Source organism: Micromonospora sp. NPDC047812, from assembly GCF_040704175.1.
Taxonomy (GTDB): domain Bacteria; phylum Actinomycetota; class Actinomycetes; order Mycobacteriales; family Micromonosporaceae; genus Micromonospora.
In genome coordinates this window covers 81,128-102,737 of the sequence record NZ_JBEYRY010000011.1, presented here as the reverse complement: position 1 = coordinate 102,737, position 21,610 = coordinate 81,128, and the positions used below count along the sequence as shown (strand labels likewise).

Genomic DNA, 21,610 nt, shown 5'->3' with positions numbered 1-21,610 from the left:
TCAGACCTCGGCCGCCGACTCCGCGGCCGGCTCGCCCGCCTGCGCGGGTACGGCAGCCGTCGGCAGCCGCGGAATCGTGAACACGAAGCGGGTCCCGTCGCGGTACCCCTCGTCCAGGCTCAACGTGCCGCCGTGGAACTCGACGACCTTCTTGCACACCGCGAGCCCGATGCCGGTGCCCGGGTACGTGCCCCGGGGGTGCAGGCGTTGGAAGATGACGAAGATCTTCTCGGCGTACCGGGGGTCGATGCCGATGCCGTTGTCCTCGACGGCGAAGGACCACGCCTCCCCGGTGTCCGTCACCGTCACCCGGATCAGCGGCGCCCTCTCGGGGCTGCGGAACTTGACCGCGTTGCCCAGCAGGTTCTGCCACAGCATGGTCAGCAGGGTCGGCTCGCCCCGCACGGTGGGCAGCGGGTCGCGGGTGATCGTCGCGCCGGACTCGTCCACCGCCCGGGACAGGTTCACCTCGGCCTGCGCGAACACCTCGGCCAGGTCGACCTCCCGCAGGTCGCCGTAGACCCGGCCGATCCGGGAGAACGTGAGCAGATCGCTGATCAGCTCCTGCATCCGGCTCGCCCCGTCGACGGCGAAGCCGATGTACTGCCGGGCCCGGTCGTCGAGCTGGTCGGCGTAGCGGCGCTCCAGCATCTGGCAGAACGACGCCACCTTGCGCAGCGGCTCCTGAAGGTCGTGCGACGCGACGTACGCGAACTGCTCCAGGTCCTCGTTGGAGCGGCGCAGCTCGGCCGCCTGCTGTTCCAGGGCGTCCCGGTCGTGCTGGCTGCGCTCCCACGCCTCCACCACGGTGCGGCGCATCGTCTCCACGTCGCTGGTCAGCCGGGCGATGTCGGCCGGGCCGTCGGGCCGCAGCCGGTGCCGGAAGTCGCCGCCGGCCACCCGCCGCACCGAGGCGCCCAGCCGGTCCAGCGGCCGCAGCACCCGCGTACGCACCAGCACGGATCCGACGATCCCGCACAGCAGCAGGGCCGCCAGGATCACCACGAAGGTCAGGTCCCGCAGCGCCCGGGCGCTGTCGAGGTCGTCCCGGCCGGCGTCGCGGATCCCGTCGAGGCGGCCGACCAGCCCGGTCAGCTCGGCGCGCACCGCCGCGAAGGTCTCCGCGTCCCCGGTCACCAGCGGCGCCAGCTCCTCCGGCGTCCCGCCGGCCTGCCGGGAGGCGACCAGGCGCTCGGCGAACTCCGTGCGCCAGCGGTCGGCCAGCCGCTGCGCCCGGTCCAGGTCGCCCAGCGCCGCCGGCTCGTCGGCGAGCAGACCGCGCAGCCGGGACATGGTCGCGCGTTCGCTCTCGACGCTCTGCCGGTACGAGTCGAGGAACCGCGGATCGGCGGTGACGACGTGGCCGCGTACGGCCGCCGCCTGGGCGAGCAGGCCGCTGTCGAGCTGGCCGACGGCCGTACGGGCCGGGGCGACCCGGTCGGCGAGGTGGTTGGAGACGGCGGCGGTGTGCCTCAGCGCGGCGGCGCCGGCGCCCCCGCCGAGCAGGACCAGGGCGGTCATCGTCAGCAACAGGACAGTGAGCCACCGACGGGTCGTCATCGGCCGTCGGGTGGATGCCTCGGGAGTCGCCTCGCTGCCCACGGCCTGCACCTTAGTGCAGTCGGCCGGGCGGGAGGGCGCTGCGCGGCACGCTTGCCGGCGGGTGGTACCAGTGGCCGTGTGTCCGTAACCGACCATGCCGCCACCCGCCGGGACGCCCCGGACGTACGGCAGCCGGAAACAGCCGTTGCGCCGATGGCCGCGCCGCCGCACGCGACCACAATGACCCCCGGAGGCGGCCCCACCGCCCCCGGGGGCGGGGAGGTGCACGCGTGACCGGCTGGCAGGTCTCCGGCTACCGCCCGGTGCGGCAACTCGGCGCCGGTGCGTCCGGCCGGGTGGACCTCGCCGTGCACGACGCGACCGGCACACCGGTCGCGATCAAGTACCTCACCGGCGGGATCGGCGACGATCCGGCGTTCCGCACCGCGTTCCGCGCCGAGGCCCGGCTGCTGGCCGGGATCGACGACCCGCACGTCTCCCGCCTCTACGAGTACGTCGAGTCGCCCGGCGGCGCGGCGATCGTCATGGAGCTGGTCAACGGCGTGTCGCTGCGGCAGATGCTGCGCGCGCACGGACCGACGACGCCGGAGTCGGCGCTCTGCGTCCTCAAGGGCTCGCTGGCCGGGCTCGGCGCGGCGCACGCCCGGGGCGTCGTACACCGCGACTACAAGCCGGAGAACGTGCTGGTCACCGCCGAGGGCACCAGCAAGTTGGCCGACTTCGGCATCGCCATGCCGGTGGGCGAGAGCTCCGGGGTCAGCGTCACCGGCACTCCCCGCTACATGGCGCCCGAGCAGTGGACGGGCGCGCCGGCGAGCCCGGCCTGCGACATCTACGCGGCCACCGCCACCTTCTACGAGTGCCTGACCGGCCGGCCGCCCTTCGACGGGCGGGACCTGATCACCCTGCGCCAGCAGCACGCCCGCGCGCCGATCCCCACCGAACCCGCTCCCGTGCCGGTGCACGACCTGCTGCGGCACGGCATGGCCAAGCAGCCGGCCGAGCGACCGCAACCCGCCCAGGTCTTCCTCGCCCTGCTGGAGCGGGTGGCGGCCGACGCGTACGGGCAGCGGTGGGAGGAGCGCGGCCTGCGCGAGCTGGCCCGGCGGGCGGCCCTGCTCGCCGCCCTCTTCCCGTTCCCCGACGGCACCGGCGGGGCCACCAGCCTGGCCAGCACCGCGTTCGGCGAGGGGTCGGGCCGGTGGACGTGGCAGCGATCCGGCCGCGCCCGCGCGGCGCTGGTCGGCGGCGGGCTGGCGGCGGCGCTGCTGCTCGGCGGCGCCGGGCTCACCTACGCCGGCCGCGACGAGCCGCTGCCCGCCGCCGGGCCGGCCGCACCCGAGGCGCCGACGGAGCTGACGGAGCCGACGGGCACGCCGTCCACGTCGGCCGTCGCGCCGCCCACCCCGGCGGCCGGGACGACGCCCACGCCGGCCCCTCCCGTCGCGCCGGCCGCCACGACGGCGGCACCGGAGCCGGCCGCCTCGCCGACCACGTCCGCCCCCGCCCCGCCGACCGCGTCGGCCAGCACCAGCGCCGCGCCGGCGGACACCGTCGCGCCCTCCGTCGGGCGGGTCGCGGCCGGTCCGACCGGACTCGATCCCCGGGGCTGCCCGTACGGGCCCACGTCCAGCACGATCTCCGCGGTCGTCTCCGACGACCGTACGACGGCCGGGAAGCTGAGAGTGAGCTTCCGGTACACGCTGGACGGCCGCACCACCGAGGTGACCATGGCGTCCGGTGGACGCGGGTCGTTCCGGGGCGTCCTCGGCGACCTGCCCCGGCCGGCGACCAGCACCCGGATCCCGGTCCGGGTCGTCGCCGTGGACGAGGCCGGCAACGCCTCGCCCGAGGGCTCGCCGGTCCACGTGACGCTGTACCCGTCCTGCACCTCGGGCTGAGCCCGGACACCCGGATGCCGACCACGACGACGGAGGGTGGGCCGCCGTGACCCAGCCGAACGACCCGACCGGGGCGCTGCCCAACCACCGGCAGCCGGACGACGACGCGGCGACCGCCCGCCTCGACGTCCGCCGGCCGCAGCCGCCGGCCGAGCCGGCCGCGCACCTGCCCTCGCGGGACGCGACCGTGTACCTGGCCGCCGGGGAGCCGACGGCGCGCCTGGCTCCGGGTGACGCGACCGTGTACCTGGCGGCGGAGCAGCCGACCGCCCACCGCGCGACCGGGCAGCCCACGGCGCACCCGACCCGCGACGAGGCGACGGTGCGTCTGACCCGCGACGAGGCGACCGTGCACCTGGCCCAGGACGAGGCGACCGTGTACCTGGCCCAGGACGAGGCGACCGTGCACCCGGCCTACGGCGAGCCGACGACGCCGCAGCGCGCCCCGGGCGGGCGGGCCGTGCCGTGGCCGGCGGCGCAGCCCGCTCCGGGGCAGCGGAGCACGGGGGCGACGGCCGTGGGAGCCGGGCACGCGAGCGCGACCGCGACCGGGCGTACCACCGGATTCGGCCCGGGGACGCTCTTCGGCGGACCCACCGGTGCCGCCGGCACCGCGCCCGGCGGGGAGGTGCGGTTCGGGCCGGGCGTGCCGGCCACCCCGCCTCCGGCGCCCGCGTGGCCAGTGCCCGCGCCGCCACGGCGGCGCCCGGTGTGGCGGACGGTGACCTCGGTGCTGTCGACCCTGCTGACCGTCGCGCTGCTCGCGGTCGTCGGCCTCTACCTCTGGCAGCGGATCAGCCCGCTGGAGGTGACGGGTGTGACGGTGGCGGTGCCCCAGCCGGCAGGTGACCGGTGCGACGTCACCGTCGACGTGGTCGCCACCGTGTCGACAAACGGCCGGGCGGGGGAGATCCGCTACCAGTGGCTGCGTACCGGCAGCGCGCCCGGCAGCCTGCTGACCGAGCGGGTCGGGCGCGGCCAGCGCACCGTCGAGCTGACGCTGCGCTGGACCTTCAGCGGCGTGGGCACCACGACCGAGACGGCCACTGTCAACATCACCTCACCCGCTCCGGTGCAGGCCGAGACCCCGGTGTCCTACGACTGCCGACGCCGCTGACGGGGCGTTTCCCCGGTCGCCGCCGGGGGTAGGTCGGGCCGGACGAACCCGGATGCCGTGTGGAGGAATTCCGATGAGAGAGAACTTCGGCGACGCGGTGGGGGACGCCCTCCGGTCGGTGATGCTGTTCCTGCCCAAGGCCGTCGCCTTCGTGGCGATCCTGGTGGCCGGCTGGCTGATCGCCAAGGCCGTGCTGAAGATCGTGGACAAGGTGCTGGAGCGGGTGGGCTTCGACCGGGCCGTGGAACGCGGCGGGATCCGGCGGGCCCTGGCCCGCTCCCGGTACGACGCCAGTGACATCGTCGCCAAGCTCGCCTACTACGGGGTGCTGCTGGTGACCCTCCAGCTGGCCTTCGGCATCTGGGGCCCGAACCCGATCTCCGACCTGATCGCGGGCGTGATCGCCTGGCTGCCCCGCGCCTTCGTCGCGATCGTCATCGTCGTGGTCGCCGCGGCCATCGCCAACGCGGTGAAGGACATCATCAGCGGCGCCCTGGGCGGGCTGTCGTACGGCCGGATCCTGGCCACCGTCGCCTCCGTGTTCATCCTCGGCCTGGGCGTCATCGCCGCGCTCAACCAGATCGGCGTGGCCACCGCGGTCACCACGCCGGTGCTGATCGCGGTGCTGGCCACCGTCGGTGGCATCCTCGTCGTCGGCGTGGGCGGCGGGCTGGTCCGTCCCATGCAGAGCCGCTGGGAGTCGTGGCTGAGCCGGGCCGAGCGGGAGTCACAGCTGATCGCCGAGCACGCGCGCGCCTACCAGGCCGGACGCCGCGACAGCGCGGCCCACCTCGCCGGGGCGGCCACGGACGGCGGCCCGGTGGGCGGCGACCCGGACGCCACGCAGGTGGTCGCCGGCCCGCGCCTCGACACCGACCCGGAGGCCACCCAGGTGGTTGCCGGCCCGCGCGTCGCGGCGGACCCGGACGCCACGCAGGTGGTCTCCGGTCCCCGCGCCGACACCGACCCGACCGTGCCCGTGCCGCGGCAGGGCGGACCGGCCGCCACCCAGGTCACCTCGGGCGACGCCACCGCCCCGTCCCGCCCGGCGGGCGAGGACAGCGAGGCCACCATGGTGATCCCGCCGCTGGACGGCGAGCAGCGCCGCCGCTGACCGCGTACCGCCGCCGGGGCGGGATCCACATCGGATCCCGCCCCGGCGTGTGTCCGGCGAAGGGCGTGACGACCCGGGCCGGCGCCGCTACCATCGCGGGCATGACGTGGCGATGTTGATGCACTGCTAGGGGCCACTGCCGTGGGCCGCCGCGGTCGCCGTACGTCCGGCGTCCGCTTCGTCCCCACGGGAAGGTCCCATGACTGTCCACCCTCCGCGCGTGCCCGACGCGCGCGTCCGCCGGCTGGCGGCCACCCTCTACGGGTACGCGTTCCTCAGCGAACTCGTCCTGCTCTATCCGCTGTACGCACTGCTGTTCAGCGACACCGGCCTGTCGGTGTGGCAGATCTCGTCGCTGTTCGTGATCTGGTCGGCCGCCAGCATCCTGCTGGAGGTGCCCTCCGGCGCCTTCGCCGACGCGGTCTCCCGGCGGCTGCTGCTCAGCCTCGCGCCGGTGGTCACCGCCGCCGGCTTCGCCCTCTGGGTGCTCCTGCCCTCGTACCCGGCCTTCGCCGTCGGCTTCGTGCTCTGGGGCGCCGGCGGGGCGCTCGCCTCCGGCGCGCTGGAGGCGCTGGTCTTCACCGAACTCGACCGCCTGGGCGCCGCCGGCCGCTACGCCCGCGTCATCGGCCGGGCGAAGACGGCCGGGACGATCGGGGTGCTCGCCTCGATCCTGCTGGCCGGCCCCGTGTTCGCCGTCGGCGGCTACCCGGCCGTCGGGGTGGCGAGCGTGCTCGCCTGCCTGCTCGCCGCCGCCGTCGCCACCCGCCTCCCGGAACACCGCCCGCCCGCGACCGCCGACGTGGACGCCGCACCCGGCGGGGCCGACGCCCCGGCCGCCGATGTCGGCTCCGCGCCCGCCAGGGCCGCCGCCGCGACCGCCGTCGTCGCGGCCGACGGGGGACCGGACCGGACCGGACGCGACGGCGGGGCGGACGACGACGAGGACCTCGGCTGGTGGGCGAGCCTGCGCGCCGGGCTCGCCGAGGTCCACGCCGACCGGGCCGTGCGCGCGGCGGTGCTGCTGGTCGCGGTCGTCGCGGCGGTCTGGGGCGCCCTCGACGAGTACACCCCGCTGCTGGCCCGGGACACCGGCGTCGGCGAGGCGACCGTGCCGCTGCTGCTCCTGCTCACCTGGCTCGGGGTGGCCGCGGGCGGTCTGCTGGCCCCGGCGGGGGAGCGGCTGACCGCCCGCGGGTACGCCGGTCTGTTGGCGCTGTCGGCCCTGGCCCTGGTCGCGGGGGCGCTGTCCGCCCGGCCGGTCGGCTTCGCGCTGGTCGCGGTCGCGTTCTGCGGTTTCCAGCTCGCCACCGTGCTCGCCGACGCCCGGTTGCAGGCGCGGATCAGCGGGGGCAGCCGCGCCACCGTGACCTCGCTGGCCGGAATGGCCACCGACGTGACGGTCATCGCGGTCTACGGCGGCTACGGCCTGCTCGCCACGGGGGCCGGCAACGGGGTCGCGTTCGCGGTGGCCGCCGTGCCGTACCTGATCGTGGCGCTGCTGCTGTTGACCCGCTCCGGCCGCTCGGCCGGCCGCCGGCCGGAGCGGACGGCCGCCGGGCACGCGGGCTGAGCAGGGCCCGGCGGCGGTCCGTGCGACCGCCGCCGGGCCCGTCGCCCGTCAGCCGGGAGGAAAGGCGCGGGAACGACCACCGGTGGCCGGCGGGGTCGACGGCTGCGCCGTCGCGGGACTGCGTGGGGCGGGTGGTCGCGCTCAGGCGCCGGCGGTCTCGCCGGTCTGCTCCCAGATCGAGCTCATCTCGTCGAAGGCCTGCTCCATGAGCTGCACCATGGCCCGCCGGGCGCGCTCGCCGTCGCGCCGCTGGATCGCCTGGGCCACCTCGGCGTGCAGCTGGAGGGCCTGCTCGTGCGGGTGGTGCGGCATCAGGTGGTGCTGGTGCCGGCCGGTGAGCACCTCCGCGATCAGGTCCTGCAACCGGACGAACATCTCGTTGCCGGAGGCGACCAGGATCCGACGGTGGAATTCTATGTCGAGCTGGAGGAACCGCTCCTCGTCGCCGGCCTTGCCGGCGGCCCACATCTTCGCCGCGAGCCCGACCAGGTCGCTCGCCTCGTCGTGGCCGACCCGGCTGGCGGCCAGCCAGGCGGCGTGCGGCTCGATGGCGGTCCGCAGCTCGGTGATCGAGCGAAGCTGGACGATGCGGCCGGCCGAGGCGAGCCGCCAGCGGATCACCTGCGGATCGAAGACGTTCCAGTCCTCCGGCGGGCGGATCATGACCCCGACGCGGCGACGGGTCTCGATGAACCCGATCGAGGCGAGCACCCGCAGCACCTCACGGACGACCGAGCGGGACACGGCGTAGCGGTCGACCAGATCGTCGATGTTGAGCACCGACCCGGGAGCCAGCTCGCCGTCACAGATGGCCGTGCCGAGGCGATCGAGGACGCGTGCGTGCAGGCCAGCCTCGACAGGGGCGAGCTGGGCGGCCACAGCCCCCGGGGAGGACGATTTCACGCAACGGAGCATATCAGTTGGGTCTACCCCTTGTATAAATCTGTTTTTTCGGCCTAGCATCCGGTTGTTAAGCGGATGTAAACCGCGAGGTGGCAGCCCACCCCGTCAGGGCGGCGGCCACGGCCACGGCATAAGGAGAGATGGACGTGAGACGTCGATCAGTTATTGGGACTTCCCTGGCGATGGTCGTCGCCCTCGGCCTGTCCGCCTGCGGTGGCGGCGGAGACGACGCCGGCGGCTCGAACACCGTTCGCGTGACGCTGGTGAACCACGTCTGGACGGAGAACATCAAGAAGGCCCTGCCGGAGTTCGAGAAGCAGTCGGGCCTGAAGGTGGAGGTCACCCAGCTCGGTGAGGACCAGCTCTCCGACCAGTACAACGTCAAGCTGAACGCCGGGTCCACCGACCTGGACGTGATGATGTACCGGCCGCTGCAGGAGGGGAAGCTGTTCGCCAAGAACAAGTACCTCGCCGACCTGACCGAGAAGAGCAAGTCGGACAGCGCGTTCGAGATCGGCGACTTCCAGTCCGGGCCGGTGCAGGCCACCACGTACGAGGACAAGGTGGTCGGCGTGCCGATCATCACCGAGCAGGAGGTCCTCTACTACCGCAAGGACCTGCTGGAGAAGTCCGGCTTCACCGCTCCGCCGAAGACCCTCGACGAGCTCAAGGCGCAGGCGGCGAAGGTCGAGGCGGACAACCCGGGCGTGGCGGGCTTCGTGTCCCGCACCGGCAAGGCCGCCGCCGTCACCCAGTTCTCCAGCTTCCTCTACAGCTTCGGCGGCGACTTCGTCGACGCCAACGGCAAGGCCTCGATCAACAGCGAGCAGGCCAAGCAGGCGTACGCCTACTACGGCGGGCTGCTGCGTGAGCACGGCCCGGAGAACATCAGCACCGACATGAGCTGGTCCGAGGCGATGGCGATCTTCACCCAGGGCAAGGCGGCCTTCTACACCGAGGCCAACTCGCTCTACAAGAACGCCACCGACCCGGCCAAGTCGAAGGTCTCCGAGACCGTCGGGTTCGCGGCCTTCCCGGCCGGCCCGGCCGGCTCGAAGCCGTACAACATCCCGTCCTGGGCGCTCGGCGTCAACGAGGCCTCGAAGAACCAGGACAACGCCTGGAAGTTCATCCAGTGGGCGGCCGGCAAGGAGCAGGCGCTGACGCAGCAGAAGGCCGGCGTGCCCAGCGCCCGTACCTCCGTCTGGGAGAACCCGGAGGGCGCGGCGACCTACCCGAAGGACCTCGCCGAGGCCACCACGGTCAGCACCGCCAACGGCGTGGGCCACGACCGGCCGCTGGTCGAGAAGGTCGCCCAGGCCCGGGAGATCGTCGGCCAGCCGATCGTCGACGCGATCACCGGCAAGGACGCGGCCGCCTCGGCGGACGCGGCGAACGAGGCGTTCCAGAAGTTCCTCGACGACGAGGCGAAGTAGCCCGAAGCGCAGGTGGCGGAGCCGACCGGCTCCGCCACCCCGCGTCGGGCCGCTGCCCTGACCCACCCGGAGACCTGATGTCAGCCGTCACCACACCAGTCAAAAGATCGCCCGAGGCGCTTCCGGCGTCCCCGGAGACCTCGGCCTGGTCGCGCTGGGCCAACGAGCACCGCAAGTGGCTCTTCGCGGCACCCGCCATGTTGTTCGTCGCCGTGCTGATCGTCTTTCCGGTCGCGTGGACCGGGTACCTCAGCCTGACCGACGCCGAGGGCTCGGTCCGCGCCGAGAGCGAGTTCATCGGCATCCAGAACTACCTCGACGTGCTCGGCGACACCGACCGGTTCTGGCCGGCCGTGTGGCGCACCGCGCTCTTCACCGGCGTCGTGCTCTTCTTCGAGGTCGTCCTCGGCATGGCGATCGCCCTGCTGCTGTGGCGGCCGTTCCGCGGTGAGAAGTGGGTCCGGGTCGCGATCCTCCTGCCGCTGGTGGCCACCCCGGTCGCGGTCGGCATGATGTGGCGGCTGATCTTCGATCCCAACATCGGCATGGCGAACCAGGTGCTCGGCTGGGTCGGCATCGGCCCCCAGCCCTGGCTCTCCGGGCAGAGCTCGGCTCTGCCGACGACCATGTTCATCGACATCTGGCAGTGGACGCCGATGGTCGTGCTGATCCTGCTCGCCGGCCTGACGTCGCTGTCCGACGAGCCGCAGGAGGCGGCGCTGATCGACGGCGCCAGCACCTGGCAGCGGTTCCGGCACGTCACCCTGCCGCTGCTGATGCCCACCGTGATCGTCGCGATCCTGCTGCGCGGCATCGACGCCCTGAAGACCTTCGACATCCTCTACGCCACCAAGGGGCGCGGCGGCGGGTCGTTCCACGAGGTGGAGACCCTCAACGTGTACGCCTACGGGCTCAGCTTCGACTACAACGACTACGGCGTCTCATCGACCGTCCTCATCATCTTCTTCCTGATCATCATCGGGGTGATGTGGGCCCTGACCTACCGCAAGAAGGGCATGGAGCGATGAAGCTGCGCAGGCCTTACAAGATCTTCCGGACGGTCGCCCTCGTCCTCGTGGTGCTGGCGCTGATCGCGCCGCTGGTCTGGATGGTCGCCGCGTCACTCAAGACGAACGTCGACATCTACGACACCGACAAGGCGTTCGTCTTCTCCCCGACGCTGGACAACTACTCCAACGTGCTCCAGCAGGCGAACTACGTCCAGTTCATCGGCAACAGCCTCTGGGTGGCGCTCGCGGCCACCGTGCTGTCGCTGCTGCTCGGCGTGCCCGCCGCGTACTCGATGAGCCGCTTCAACATGAAGAAGTCCGCGCTCGTCGTGCTCATGGCGCGGGTCATCCCCGGCGTCTCGCTGCTGGTGCCCTGGTACTACGTCTTCTCGAACCTGCAGATGGTCGGCGGGTTCACCGTGCTGATCCTCAGCCACATGTTCGTGTCGCTGCCGTTGATCGTCTACATCATGATGGGCTACTTCGACGGCCTGCCGGCCGAACTCGAGGAGGCGGCGCTCGTCGACGGGCTGACCCACATCGGCGCGTTCCGGCGGATCACCCTGCCGCTGTCGGTGCCCGGCATCGCCACCGCCGGCATCCTGTCGTTCATCTTCTCCTGGAACAACTTCATGTTCGCCCTCGTGCTCTCCGGGGCCGACACCAAGACGCTCCCGGTGGCGATCTTCGACTTCGTCGGCTACGCCAGCATCGACTGGGGCGGCCTGATGGCGGCGGCCACGGTGGTCACCCTGCCGATCATGCTGATCGCCCTGTTCGTGCAGAAGTACGTCGTCTCCGGCCTCACCGCCGGCGCCACGAAGGGCTGAGGACACCGTGACCACGATCGAACGGGTGGAGACCTTCCTCGTCGCGCCGCGCTGGCTCTTCGTCCGGGTCGAGACGTCCTCCGGGATCGTCGGCTGGGGCGAGGCGACCTGCGAGGGCCGGTCCGAGACCGTCCGCACCGCCGTCGAGCAGCTCAGCGAGCTGCTTGTCGGCCGCGACGCGCTGCGGATCGAGGACCACTGGCAGGTCATGACCAAGGGCTCGTTCTACCGGGGCGGGCCGATCCTGGCCAGCGCCGTCGCCGGGCTCGACCAGGCGCTGTGGGACATCGCCGGCAAGCACTTCGGCGCGCCGGTGCACCAGCTGCTCGGCGGCCCGGTCCGGGACCGGATCCGGGTCTACGGCTGGGTCGGCGGCGACGAGCCGAGCGAGGTACGCGACCAGATCGCCGCCGCCGTCGCCACCGGCCTGACCGCGGTGAAGATGAACGCCTCCGGCCGGATGAGCGCCGTCGCGTCCGTCGCCGAGATCGACGGCGTGGTGCGGCGGGTGGCCGCCGCCCGCGAGGTGCTCGGCGACGAGCGGGACGTGGCGGTCGACTTCCACGGCCGGTTCACCCTCGCCACCGCCCGCCGGGTCGCCCCGCTGCTCGAGCCGTACCGGCCGTTCTTCCTGGAGGAGCCGGTGGTGCCGGAGAACTCGCACCTCATCGGCGAGTTCGTCCGCTCCACCACCACGCCGGTGTCGACGGGGGAGCGGCTCTACAACCGGCAGGAGTTCCTGCCGGTGCTCCAGGCCGGCATCGCGGTGGCCCAGCCGGACCTCTCGCACGCCGGCGGCATCACCGAGGTCCGCAAGATCGCCGCGCTGGCCGAGGTGTACGACGTGCAGCTCGCACCGCACTGCCCGCTCGGGCCGATCGCGCTCGCCGCCTGCCTCCAGGTCGGCTTCGCCACGCCGAACTACCTGATCCAGGAACAGAGCATCGGCATCCACTACAACCTCGGCGCCGAGGTGCTCGACTACTGCCTCGACAAGACCCCGCTGACGTTCGTCGACGGGTACGTCGAGCGGCTCACGGCACCCGGCCTCGGCATCGAGATCGACGAGGACGCCGTACGGGCGGCGGACAAGCGCGGACACGCGTGGCGCAGCCCCACGTGGCGGCACCGCGACGGCTCCTACGCGGAATGGTGATCACATGACCGTCAACCTCACCGTCGAACTCACCGCCGCCCGCATCCTCGCGATCATCCGTGGCACCGACACCGCCGCCGCGATCGCCGCCGGCACCGCGCTGCTCCAGGAGGGCGTACGCGTCGTCGAGGTGGCCCTCACCACGCCGGACGCCCCGGGGGCGATCGAGGCGCTGCGCGCGGCGGCCCCCGCCGGCTCGCTGGTCGGGGCCGGCACGGTGCTCACCACCGCCGACGTCGCCGACGTGGCCGCGGCGGGCGCGCAGTTCGTCGTGACGCCGGCCGTGGTCGAGTCGATCGCCGAGGCGGCGCGCCGGGGCCTCCCGGTCGCCGCCGGGGCGCTCACCCCGACCGAGGCGTACACCGCGGTGCGGATGGGGGCGTCGGCCGTCAAGCTGTTCCCGGCGTCGGTCGGCGGCCCGGCGTACCTCAGGGCGGTGCGCGACCCCTTCCCGGACATCCCGTTCGTCGCCGTCGGCGGCGTCGGCCTGGACGACGTGCCCGGCTACTTCCGGGCCGGCGCGATCGCGGTCGGCCTCGGCGGCCCCCTGGTCGGCGACGCCGCCTCCGGCGGAGACCTGGACGCGCTGCGGGCGCGGGCGCGCACCTACCTCGCCGCCGTGCGGGAGCCGGCCGCGTCATGACCGCACCGGACCTGCTCACCGTCGGCGAGGCCCTGGTGTCGCTGCGCTCGGCCGGGCCGCTCGCCGCCGGGGGACCGCTGACGATGCACCTGGCCGGCGCCGAGTCCAACGTGGCCGTCGCGGTGGCCCGGCTGGGCCACCGCGCCGCCTGGGTCGGCCGCCTCGGCGCCGACGAGTTCGGCGAGTACGTGCTGCGGCAACTGCGCGCCGAGGGCGTCGCCGTCGACGGCGTGACCCGCGACCCGGACCGGCCGACCGGACTGATGTTCCTGGAGCGGCGCACCGCCGACCTGACCCGGGTGCAGTACCACCGGGCCGGCTCGGCCGGCTCCGCCCTCGACGTCGACGACCTGCGGGCGCCGCTGGCGGCCGGTGCGCGGATGCTGCACCTGAGCGGCATCACTCCCGCGCTGTCCGACACCGCCCGCGCGGCCACCCGGTGGGCGGCCGAGGCCGCCGTCGCCGCCGGCATCCCGGTCTGCCTCGACGTCAACCACCGCGAGCGCCTCTGGTCCCGCGACACCGCCCGCGAGGTGCTCACCCCGCTGGCCGGGCTCGCCTCGACCGTCGTCGCCTCCGCCGACGAGCTGGACCTCGTCGGCGACCCCGGCGCCGACGAGCCCACCGTCGTGGCGGACCTGCTGCGGCGGGGCGTGGACACGGTCCTGGTCAAGCTGGGCGCCGACGGCGCCCGCGCGCACACCCGCGACGGGGTGCGGCACGCCGAGGCGCTGACCGTGACCGCCGTCGACGCCGTCGGCGCCGGGGACGCGTTCACCGCCGGCTACCTGTCCGGCTGGTTCGACGGGCTCGACCTGGCCGGCCGGCTGCGCCGCGCGGCCACCCTCGGCGCCTTCGCGGTCTCCAGCCCGGGCGACTGGGAAGGGCTGCCACGCCGCGCCGAACTGTCCCTCCTCGACGGCCACGAGGCCGGAGACGTCCTCCGCTAGCCGCCGAGCACCCCGAAGAAGAAAGGCACCCCGTGAAGATCGTCGCCGCTGACGTCATCGTCTCCAGCCCCGACCGCAACTTCGTCACCCTGAAGATCACCACGGAGGACGGCGTCACCGGCCTGGGCGACGGCACCCTCAACGGACGGGAACTCTCGGTCGCCTCGTACCTGCGCGACCACGTCGTTCCGCTGCTGATCGGCCGGGACGCGCACCGCATCGAGGACGCCTGGCAGTTCCTCTACCGCTCGGCGTACTGGCGTCGCGGTCCGGTCACCATGGCCGCCATCGCGGCGGTCGACGTGGCCCTGTGGGACATCAAGGCCAAGGCCGCCGGCATGCCGCTGTACCAGCTGCTGGGCGGTGCGTCGCGCACCGGCATCATGGCCTACGGACACGCCTCCGGCCGGGACCTGCCGGAGCTGTTCGACTCGATCCGCCGGCACCTCGACCAGGGCTACCGCTCGATCCGGGTGCAGACCTCGGTGCCGGGCATCAACGCCGTGTACGGGGTCGCCACCCAGCCCAGCGCCGACGGCAAGCGCTACGACTACGAGCCGGCGCAGCGCACCCCGCTGCCGGCCGAGGAGGACTGGGACACCCGCTCCTACCTGCGTCACCTGCCCGGCGTGTTCGAGGCGGTCCGCAACGAGTTCGGCCCCGAGCTGCCGCTGCTGCACGACGGCCACCACCGGATGACCCCCATCCAGGCGGCGAAGCTCGGCAAGGCGCTGGAGCCGTACGACCTGTTCTGGCTGGAGGACTGCACCCCGGCGGAGAACCAGGAGGCGCTGCGGCTGGTGCGCCAGCACACCACCACGCCGCTGGCGATCGGCGAGGTCTTCAACACGGTCTGGGACTACCAGACGCTCATCCGCGAGCAGCTCATCGACTACGTGCGCTCCGCCGTCACCCACACCGGCGGCATCACGGCCATGCGCAAGCTGCTGGACTTCGCCGCCCAGTACCAGATCAAGTCCGGCATCCACGGGCCGACCGACATCTCGCCCGTCGGCATGGCCGCCGCCCTGCACCTGGACCTGGCCATCCACAACTTCGGCATCCAGGAGTACATGCAGCACGGGGCGCTCACCAACGAGGTGTTCCGGCAGTCGTTCACCTTCACCGACGGCTACCTGCACCCCGGGGAGCAGCCCGGGCTCGGCGTCGAGCTGGACGAGGAGGCCGCCGCGAAGTTCCCGTACGTGCCGGCCTACCTGCCGTTCAACCGGCTCCAGGACGGCACCGTCCATGACTGGTGAGGGCGCGTCCCCGACGCGGCACGTCGTCGTGATGGGGGTGTCCGGGGCCGGCAAGACCACCGTCGCCCTGGGCATCGCCGCCGCGACCGGGTTGACCTTCGCCGAGGCGGACGAGTTCCACACGCCGCAGCACGTGGCGCGGATGCGCGCCGGCGTACCGCTGGACGACGCCGCCCGCCTGCCGTGGCTGCGCGAGCTGGCCGGCTGGATGGCCGCCCGCGCCGCCGAGGGCGTGTCGACGGTGCTGGCCTGCTCGGCGTTGCGGCGGTCCTACCGCGACGTGCTGCGCCAGGGGCCGCCGAGCGTCGAGTTCGTGCACCTGGACGGGGCGGCCGAGGTGATCCGGGAGCGGATGGCCGGGCGCGCCGGGCACTACATGCCGGCGAGCCTGCTGGAGTCGCAGCTGGCGACCCTGGAACGGCCCCACCCGGACGAGTCGGTGCTGGTGCTCGACGTGTCGCTGACGCCGGACGCGCTCGTCTCGGCGGCGGTGCGTCGGCTCGGCCTGTCGAAGGGCGTCACCGCGCACGGCTGACCGCGTCCCGGTCGCGGTGCCCCGGCGCCGCGACCGGGGTCAGTCGGGCAGCGCGTCGAGGTAGACCCAGCGGCCGTCCTCGCGGACGAACCGGCTGCGCTCGGTCTGCGTACCCGGCTGGCCGCCGGCGCGGTGGTGGGCCCGGAACTCGACGGTGCCGGTGGCGTCGAACAGCCCGCCCCGGTCGGTGTCGACGATCTCCAGGCCCGTCCAGCGCTGGCCGGGGTCGAGGTCGAGCCGGCCCGGCCGGGTCGAGGAGTGCCAGCTGCGCAGCAGGTACGCGGTGTCGCCGACGGCGAAGGCGCTGTACCGCGAGCGCATCAGCGCCTCGGCGGTCGCCGCGTCCGCCTCGCCCCGGTGCAGCCGCCCGCAGCATCCGGCGTACGGCTGGCCGGAGCCGCAGGGGCAGGGCCGGTCCGGGTCGTCGGCCGCCCGCCGGCGGGGTCGCTTCGCCACCGGCCCATTCTGGCCGACGGCCCGGCGCGGCCGGCGTCCGGACCCCGGCCGGGCGGCCAGACGGGGTCGGGCCCCCGACGCCGGTGACGGGCGCGCCGCGACCGGGCCGGGGTGCCCCCAGCCCTCCCGCGTCAGCCGGCGCTCGTCCGGGGCGCCCGTCGGGTGCCGAACGACTCCATGGTCGTCGCCTTGCGGGCCGGGGCCTTCGAGGCCGCGCCGGCGCGGGTCGCCGCGGCCTTCACCGCCTTCTTCGCGGGCGCCTTCTTCGCCGGCGCGGCCGTGGCGGGCGCCTTGCGGGCGCGGGCCGGGGTCGCCGTGGCCGAGGTGTCCTTCTTCCGGGCCACGCGGGCGGTCGTCGCGGTCGGCTTCTCACCCGGAGACTTGGCCGCGGTCGCCCCGGTGGCCCGCTTCGTGGCCGTCGCCACCTTCTTCGCCGCCGCCGCCCGCTTCATCGGGGCCTTGCGCGCCCCGGTGGCCTTCCTGGCCCGTCCTGCGTCCGCCATCGTCGCTCCTCGGGAATCGGCCCTGGGCGCACGGTCTTCCCCCGGCCCCGGCGGTCAAACGCCGGGGCCGCCGCGGCGCGGGAGCAGGCCCGGCCCCCGCGCGGGTGCGTCACCCCCCGGTCCCCGGCTTGTACGCGCAGACCAGCTCCCAGCCGCCGGGCAGCACCACCACCCGTTCGAAGCCGACCTCCTTGAGTAGGCCGGTGTAGAAGTCGACCTCCCGCAGCCGGCTCACGCAGCTGTCGACCCCGATGAGGAAGTAGCTCCAGAAGAACTGCATCGCCAGCCGGTCCGGGGTGCGGAACTCCTCGCAGATCAGCAGCATCCCGCCGGGCTCCAGGGCCGCGTACGCCTTCTCGACCAGCCGGCGGGCGACCTCGTTCGGCCAGTCGTGCAGCACCCGGACGAACGCCAGCGCGTCGTAGCCCGACGGCAGCGGCTCGGCGAGGAAGTCGCCGCCGACGAACCCCAGCCGGTCCGCGTGCCCCCTGCGGGCCCGGGTGGCCTGCACCAGCGGCGCCACCGCCGGCAGGTTGTACACGTCGACCCGCAGCCCCGGGGCGTCGTCGAGGACGTGCGCCGCGAGCGTGCCGTCCCCGCCGCCGACGTCCAGCAGGCGTCTGCGCCCCGGCCACAGCCGGTCGGCGTTGCGGTGCACCGCCTCGATCACCGGGCCGAGCCCGACGGCCATGCTGCGCTCGAAGTCGGCGGTCTGCTCGTCGGTCTTCGGCGGCCAGGCGAAGTCGTCGTCGCCCATGCTGACCTCGCCGCGCAGGCTCTCGCCCAGCCGGCCGTGCAGCCGCCGCCAGGGGTAGCGGTCCCGGTCCCGCTCGATGGCGTCCGGGCCGACCACCGCCGCGACGGCGTCGCGCAGGCCGGGCGCCGCCCGGTACGTGGCCGAGGCGATGTCGTCGCCCGGCTCGCTGCGCGCGACGAAGCCGAGGCTCTCCAGGCAGTCGAGGAACTTGTAGAGCCGCAGGGGCCGTACGCCGAACCGCTCGGCGAGCTCGCCGAGGCGGGCCGGGCCCGGCTCCAGGGCGTCGAGCAGCCCCATGCCGAGCGCGGTCTCCAGCACGTCCATGGCCTTGGGCCCGTTGGCGAGCAGGCTCATCAGTGCCCGCGGTGACAGGGTGACGTTCACCGGCCCAGCTCCTCTTCCAGTGCGTCCATGAACGCGTCGATCTCCTCGATGGTGTTGTAGACGTGCGGTCCGACCCGCAGGTGGCCGCGCCAGCTGCAGACCATGTCCCGCGCGGCCAGTCGCCGCTTGACCGCCTCGCCGTCGGCGACGTCGAGGCACACCACGCCGCCGCGCCGGTGCGGCTCGGTCGGGCTGACCACGTCGATGCCGGCCGCCGTCGCCCGCTGGATGACCCGGGACGTGCAGGCGAGCGAGTGCCGCCGGATCGCGGCGGCGCCCACCCCCGCCAGCAGGTCCAGGCCGACCTGGGAGACCAGCGAGGTGAGGGGGTACGGCGTACCGCCGGCGAACCGTCGGGCGCCGGGCGCCCAGCCCGTCGACGGCTGGAAGGTCAGCGCCCGGTCGCCGGCCTGCCAGCCGGTGGCCGCCGGTTCCAGCCGGGTCGCCAGGTCGGGGCGGACGTACAGGAACGCGGTGGCGACGCCGCACAGCCACTTGTGCGCGCCGCCGAGCACGACGTCGACGCCGAGCGCCGTCACGTCCAGCGGCACGACCCCGACGGTCTGGAAGGCGTCGACGACCACCAGGGCACCGACGTCGTGGGCCCGGCGCACCAGCCGGGGCAGGTCGAGGGTGGCGCCGGAGGAGAAGCTGGCGTGCGGGACGCACACCAGCAGCGTCCGCTCGTCGATGCGCGCTTCGAGGGCGTCCTCGTCGAAGCGGGGACCGCCCGAACCGACGACGTCCGGGCGCGCGCCGTAGCGGCGGAACGCGTTGAAGATGAACGGCACGGTCGGGTACTCCAGGTCCGTCATGACGACCCGGTCGCGCGGCGCGCGGTAGTCGAAACAGGACGCGACCCTGGCGAGCAGCGTGCTCAGGTTCGCGTCGGTGACGACGCTGCCCGGGGGCGCGCCGATGAGGGCGGCGACCGAGTCGGCGTAGCGGTCGAGGCCGACGTGCCAGTCCTGCCAGACGTCGTCGCGCCAGCCGCGCAGCGTCTCCCAGTAGCCGGTGAGCACGTGCTCCGCGCCTCTCGGCACGGCGCCGGTGGAGTTGTTGTTCAGGTAGACGCACGTGTCGAGCAGCGGAAACTCGGCGCGCAGGGCGGCCTGGGCGGTGGCGTCGAGGCACTCCGGCGTGTCGGGGCCGGGTGCCGGGGCGGGCGGGTTCACTCGGGGGTGCCTCCGGTCGGGTCGGTCCGCGCCGAGGGTCCCGGCTCGTGGGCGACGGAGGTGAAGACCGGGATGGACCGGACGGCGGCCAGGTAGGGCGTGCCCTCCGTGTAGCCGGTACCCGGGCGGGGCCCGAGCATCCGGGTGGCCAGCCGGTGGTGCGTGCGCCGCCACTGGAGCACGGCGTCGGCGAACGCGCGCATCGCCCGCGCCACCAGTTCGCCGTCCGTACCGGTGAGCAGGCCCCCGCGTACGGCCGCGCGGAACGCCTCGTCGACCGACGGCTGCCCGGCGTGCACCCGGTCGCGCACCTCCGGCACCTGCTGGTAGGCGGGCGACTCCAGCCGCGTCCCCTCCGGGGTGCGGCACAGCGACTCCATCAGCTTGTAGGAGCGGGACTGGATGGCGCTGGCCCCCTCGGTGTACTGCCTAAACGTCTGGAACGCCGTCGGCTGCATGGTGGCCAGCAGCGAGAACAGCGGCCCGGCGGCGGTGAGCTGCGCGCAGGCGTACGCCAGCCGGTCGGCCGCCGGCCGGGCGTGACCGGCGCGCAGGGCGGCGATCGTGGCGCGCAGCTCCTCGACGAGCCCCGCGAAGAGGCACTCGTACGCCTGGAGCACCCGGATGAACAGGTACTCGTCGTGCGACACATAGACCGGCAGCATGCTCAGCCGCAGGGCCGGCTCCCCGGCGGGGTCGCGCTCGGCGGCGAGGGCCCGCAGCACGGCGGCCGGCTCCCGGTCGTGGACCGCCCCGGCGAGGCCCAGGCGGGCGAGGGCGGGGGACGCGGCTCGGACGCCGAGCCGGTGGCGCTTGGCCACCACCTCCGGGCTCGGGCGGTCCTCGGGCAGCAGGTCGGTGGCGCCGGAGCCGGCGGCCAGCTCGAACGCCAGCGCGTCGGCGACGAGGCGCACGAGGAGTCGGTCGCGGTCGCGGCGCGCGCCGTCCGGTTGGCCGACCGACCCGTCGGCGTACCCGTCGTCCTCGCCGCCCGGCCGGTCGTCCACCCCGCAGGGCAGCCGGAGCACGCGCAGGGCCAGGTAGCTGCGGTAGTCGTACCGGCCGTCCCACTTGTCGAGCGCGACGTCGAGGAAGTCGCGCAGCAGCCCGACGGCGGGCGCCGGTCGGCCGGCCGTCGGGGCGCTCACCTGGGCCCGGATCTTGTCCAGCAGAGCGAGGAGCTCCTTTTCGACGAAGTGTTTGCCGACCCGGTGGAACTCCGCCAGTACGGGGGAGTAGGGAAAACTGTCGGCATCGGCGGTGCCCGACAGCCAACTCGTCAGTTCACGCACGAACCGCACCTCGATATTCGGCCCGTGTCAACCGGGGACGGGGAGACAATTGACGAATTAAGGGGTGGGTGGGGATTGTCGGGACCGTTCGGCACGGGAACGGTGGCTCTCATGCGGGGACGGACTTCACGCGGGCCTGCCACAGTTCGGGGAAGAACCGGTGCCCGATGAGCTTGGCGAGCATCGTGGCCTCGGCGCCGTCGGGGGCGTGGCCCCCGACGCGCAGGGCGGCCTGGTAGTGCCGCACCCGCCACAGCGACACCCGCTCGTCCCACTCCATCATCGCCTCGGCGAGCAGGTGGGTGGGGTCCGTCGGGTCCGCCCGGCGCAGCTCCGACAGGGCGGTCCCGCGCGCGGCGAGGTGGTCGGCGAACGCCAGGCCGAGCTGTCGGCTCGCGGCCTGGACCCGCCGCCAACCGGGCGACTCGGCGCCGGAGCCCTTGCCCAGGGCCGGTTGCATGGCCTCGAAGTCGGCCGGGGAGAGGTGCCGGAACATCTCCAGCTGGTCGGTGATGAGCCGCACCCCGAGCGTCGCCCGGGCCAGCAGCGGCTCGGCCGCCGCCGGCTCGCCGGCGCGGAGGCGGGCGACCGCCTCGGTCAGCTCGGCCCCCGCGAGCTTCAGCCACAGCTCGGTGGACTGGTGCACCACCTGGAAGAGCAACTCGTCCCGGTGGATCATGTCCGCCGGACTCCGTTGCAGGTCGAGCAGCGCGTCCGTGCGCATGTAGCGCGCGTAGTCCGTGGCGCCGTCGCCAGGAAGAACAGGTGAGTGGTCCCGCTTCACGGAATTGTCCCCTTCGGTCAGCGTCGCTGCGTCGGGAACCGTCGGCCCGACAGCGCGTGCGGCGGCCATTATGCAACGACGAAAGGCAATGTGTCACGCCTTCGTTGCGGGCCGTGCCCGACTCCGGAAAGGGGAGGTTTCCGCCATTTTCTGCGATGTGTAAAGGCGGCGGAATAACACATAGATCAACACGGGTCAATAGCGTTGGGCGGCTGACATGTCACACGGCCGCCGGCGGCGCGCCCCGATGGGGCGCGCCGCCGGCG

20 protein-coding genes are annotated in these 21,610 nt (G+C 73.8%); 12 read left to right on the top strand and 8 right to left on the bottom strand.

Translation table 11 applies throughout. The features are described from left to right. Positions 1 to 1,560: an ATP-binding protein gene (locus AB0883_RS27050; RefSeq protein ID WP_366644141.1), complete on the bottom strand. Its 1,560-nt coding sequence runs from the start codon at positions 1,558 to 1,560 to the stop codon at positions 1 to 3. A 272-nt stretch (positions 1,561 to 1,832) separates the two neighbouring features. Between AB0883_RS27050 and AB0883_RS27045 the strand changes: the two genes are divergently transcribed. The 4 genes from AB0883_RS27045 (at position 1,833) to AB0883_RS27030 (ending at position 7,268) form a co-directional block, all read left to right on the top strand. Further along, complete coding sequence (locus AB0883_RS27045; protein ID WP_366644140.1) at positions 1,833 to 3,464, top strand: serine/threonine-protein kinase; 1,632 nt, start codon at positions 1,833 to 1,835, stop codon at positions 3,462 to 3,464. Positions 3,465 to 3,510: 46 nt separating this feature from the next. Continuing rightward, positions 3,511 to 4,581 (top strand): hypothetical protein, encoded by a 1,071-nt coding sequence (locus AB0883_RS27040; RefSeq protein ID WP_366644139.1) that lies wholly within the window; start codon positions 3,511 to 3,513, stop codon positions 4,579 to 4,581. A 52-nt stretch (positions 4,582 to 4,633) separates the two neighbouring features. Continuing rightward, entirely contained in the window at positions 4,634 to 5,695 is a 1,062-nt protein-coding gene (locus tag AB0883_RS27035; RefSeq protein WP_366644138.1) for a hypothetical protein, read from the top strand. Positions 5,696 to 5,894: 199 nt separating this feature from the next. Beyond that, positions 5,895 to 7,268 carry an MFS transporter gene (locus tag AB0883_RS27030; RefSeq protein ID WP_366644137.1) on the top strand — a complete coding sequence of 458 codons (1,374 nt, stop codon included), beginning with the start codon at positions 5,895 to 5,897 and terminating at the stop codon, positions 7,266 to 7,268. Between the two features lie 141 nt (positions 7,269 to 7,409). Here AB0883_RS27030 and AB0883_RS27025 read toward each other — a convergent pair whose 3' ends face one another. After that, on the bottom strand, positions 7,410 to 8,171 hold the full coding sequence (locus AB0883_RS27025; RefSeq protein ID WP_366644136.1) for a FadR/GntR family transcriptional regulator: 762 nt from the start codon (positions 8,169 to 8,171) through the stop codon (positions 7,410 to 7,412). 140 nt (positions 8,172 to 8,311) lie between these two features. Here AB0883_RS27025 and AB0883_RS27020 point away from each other — a divergent pair, with 140 nt between their 5' ends. From AB0883_RS27020 to AB0883_RS26985, 8 genes are all read left to right on the top strand, one after another. Continuing rightward, a complete protein-coding gene (locus AB0883_RS27020) occupies positions 8,312 to 9,607 on the top strand; it encodes a sugar ABC transporter substrate-binding protein (protein ID WP_366644135.1) in 1,296 nt (431 codons plus the stop codon). A 77-nt stretch (positions 9,608 to 9,684) separates the two neighbouring features. Continuing rightward, a complete protein-coding gene (locus tag AB0883_RS27015) occupies positions 9,685 to 10,635 on the top strand; it encodes a sugar ABC transporter permease (RefSeq protein WP_366644134.1) in 951 nt (316 codons plus the stop codon). Then, entirely contained in the window at positions 10,632 to 11,447 is an 816-nt protein-coding gene (locus AB0883_RS27010; protein ID WP_121398463.1) for a carbohydrate ABC transporter permease, read from the top strand. Before AB0883_RS27015 ends, AB0883_RS27010 begins: the two co-directional genes overlap by 4 nt. Before the next feature lie 7 nt (positions 11,448 to 11,454). Continuing rightward, positions 11,455 to 12,603, top strand: coding sequence for a galactonate dehydratase (gene dgoD / locus AB0883_RS27005; protein ID WP_366644133.1), 1,149 nt, complete (start codon positions 11,455 to 11,457; stop codon positions 12,601 to 12,603). A 4-nt stretch (positions 12,604 to 12,607) separates the two neighbouring features. Then, complete coding sequence (locus AB0883_RS27000; RefSeq protein WP_366644132.1) at positions 12,608 to 13,246, top strand: bifunctional 4-hydroxy-2-oxoglutarate aldolase/2-dehydro-3-deoxy-phosphogluconate aldolase; 639 nt, start codon at positions 12,608 to 12,610, stop codon at positions 13,244 to 13,246. Further along, the gene (locus tag AB0883_RS26995) at positions 13,243 to 14,196 is read left to right on the top strand and encodes a sugar kinase (RefSeq protein WP_366644131.1); all 954 of its coding nucleotides are present in this window, start codon (positions 13,243 to 13,245) and stop codon (positions 14,194 to 14,196) included. Before AB0883_RS27000 ends, AB0883_RS26995 begins: the two co-directional genes overlap by 4 nt. Then, positions 14,124 to 15,458: a D-mannonate dehydratase ManD gene (gene manD / locus AB0883_RS26990; RefSeq protein WP_366644181.1), complete on the top strand. Its 1,335-nt coding sequence runs from the start codon at positions 14,124 to 14,126 to the stop codon at positions 15,456 to 15,458. Before AB0883_RS26995 ends, manD begins: the two co-directional genes overlap by 73 nt. Beyond that, positions 15,448 to 15,993, top strand: coding sequence for a gluconokinase (locus tag AB0883_RS26985; protein WP_366644130.1), 546 nt, complete (start codon positions 15,448 to 15,450; stop codon positions 15,991 to 15,993). The genes manD and AB0883_RS26985 overlap by 11 nt, the downstream gene beginning before the upstream one ends. A gap of 39 nt (positions 15,994 to 16,032) precedes the next feature. Here AB0883_RS26985 and AB0883_RS26980 read toward each other — a convergent pair whose 3' ends face one another. The 6 genes from AB0883_RS26980 to AB0883_RS26955 form a co-directional block, all read right to left on the bottom strand. Continuing rightward, on the bottom strand, positions 16,033 to 16,449 hold the full coding sequence (locus AB0883_RS26980) for a YchJ family protein (RefSeq protein WP_366644129.1): 417 nt from the start codon (positions 16,447 to 16,449) through the stop codon (positions 16,033 to 16,035). Between the two features lie 131 nt (positions 16,450 to 16,580). Continuing rightward, positions 16,581 to 16,952, bottom strand: coding sequence for a hypothetical protein (locus AB0883_RS26975; RefSeq protein ID WP_366644128.1), 372 nt, complete (start codon positions 16,950 to 16,952; stop codon positions 16,581 to 16,583). 109 nt (positions 16,953 to 17,061) lie between these two features. Then, positions 17,062 to 18,093: a methyltransferase gene (locus tag AB0883_RS26970; RefSeq protein ID WP_366644127.1), complete on the bottom strand. Its 1,032-nt coding sequence runs from the start codon at positions 18,091 to 18,093 to the stop codon at positions 17,062 to 17,064. After that, the gene (locus AB0883_RS26965; protein WP_366644126.1) at positions 18,090 to 19,268 is read right to left on the bottom strand and encodes an aminotransferase class V-fold PLP-dependent enzyme; all 1,179 of its coding nucleotides are present in this window, start codon (positions 19,266 to 19,268) and stop codon (positions 18,090 to 18,092) included. Before AB0883_RS26965 ends, AB0883_RS26970 begins: the two co-directional genes overlap by 4 nt. Next, positions 19,265 to 20,569: a tryptophan 2,3-dioxygenase family protein gene (locus tag AB0883_RS26960; protein WP_366644125.1), complete on the bottom strand. Its 1,305-nt coding sequence runs from the start codon at positions 20,567 to 20,569 to the stop codon at positions 19,265 to 19,267. The genes AB0883_RS26965 and AB0883_RS26960 overlap by 4 nt, the downstream gene beginning before the upstream one ends. Before the next feature lie 100 nt (positions 20,570 to 20,669). Beyond that, positions 20,670 to 21,344, bottom strand: coding sequence for a tryptophan 2,3-dioxygenase family protein (locus tag AB0883_RS26955; protein WP_366644124.1), 675 nt, complete (start codon positions 21,342 to 21,344; stop codon positions 20,670 to 20,672). Between the last annotated feature and the right edge of the window lie 266 nt (positions 21,345 to 21,610).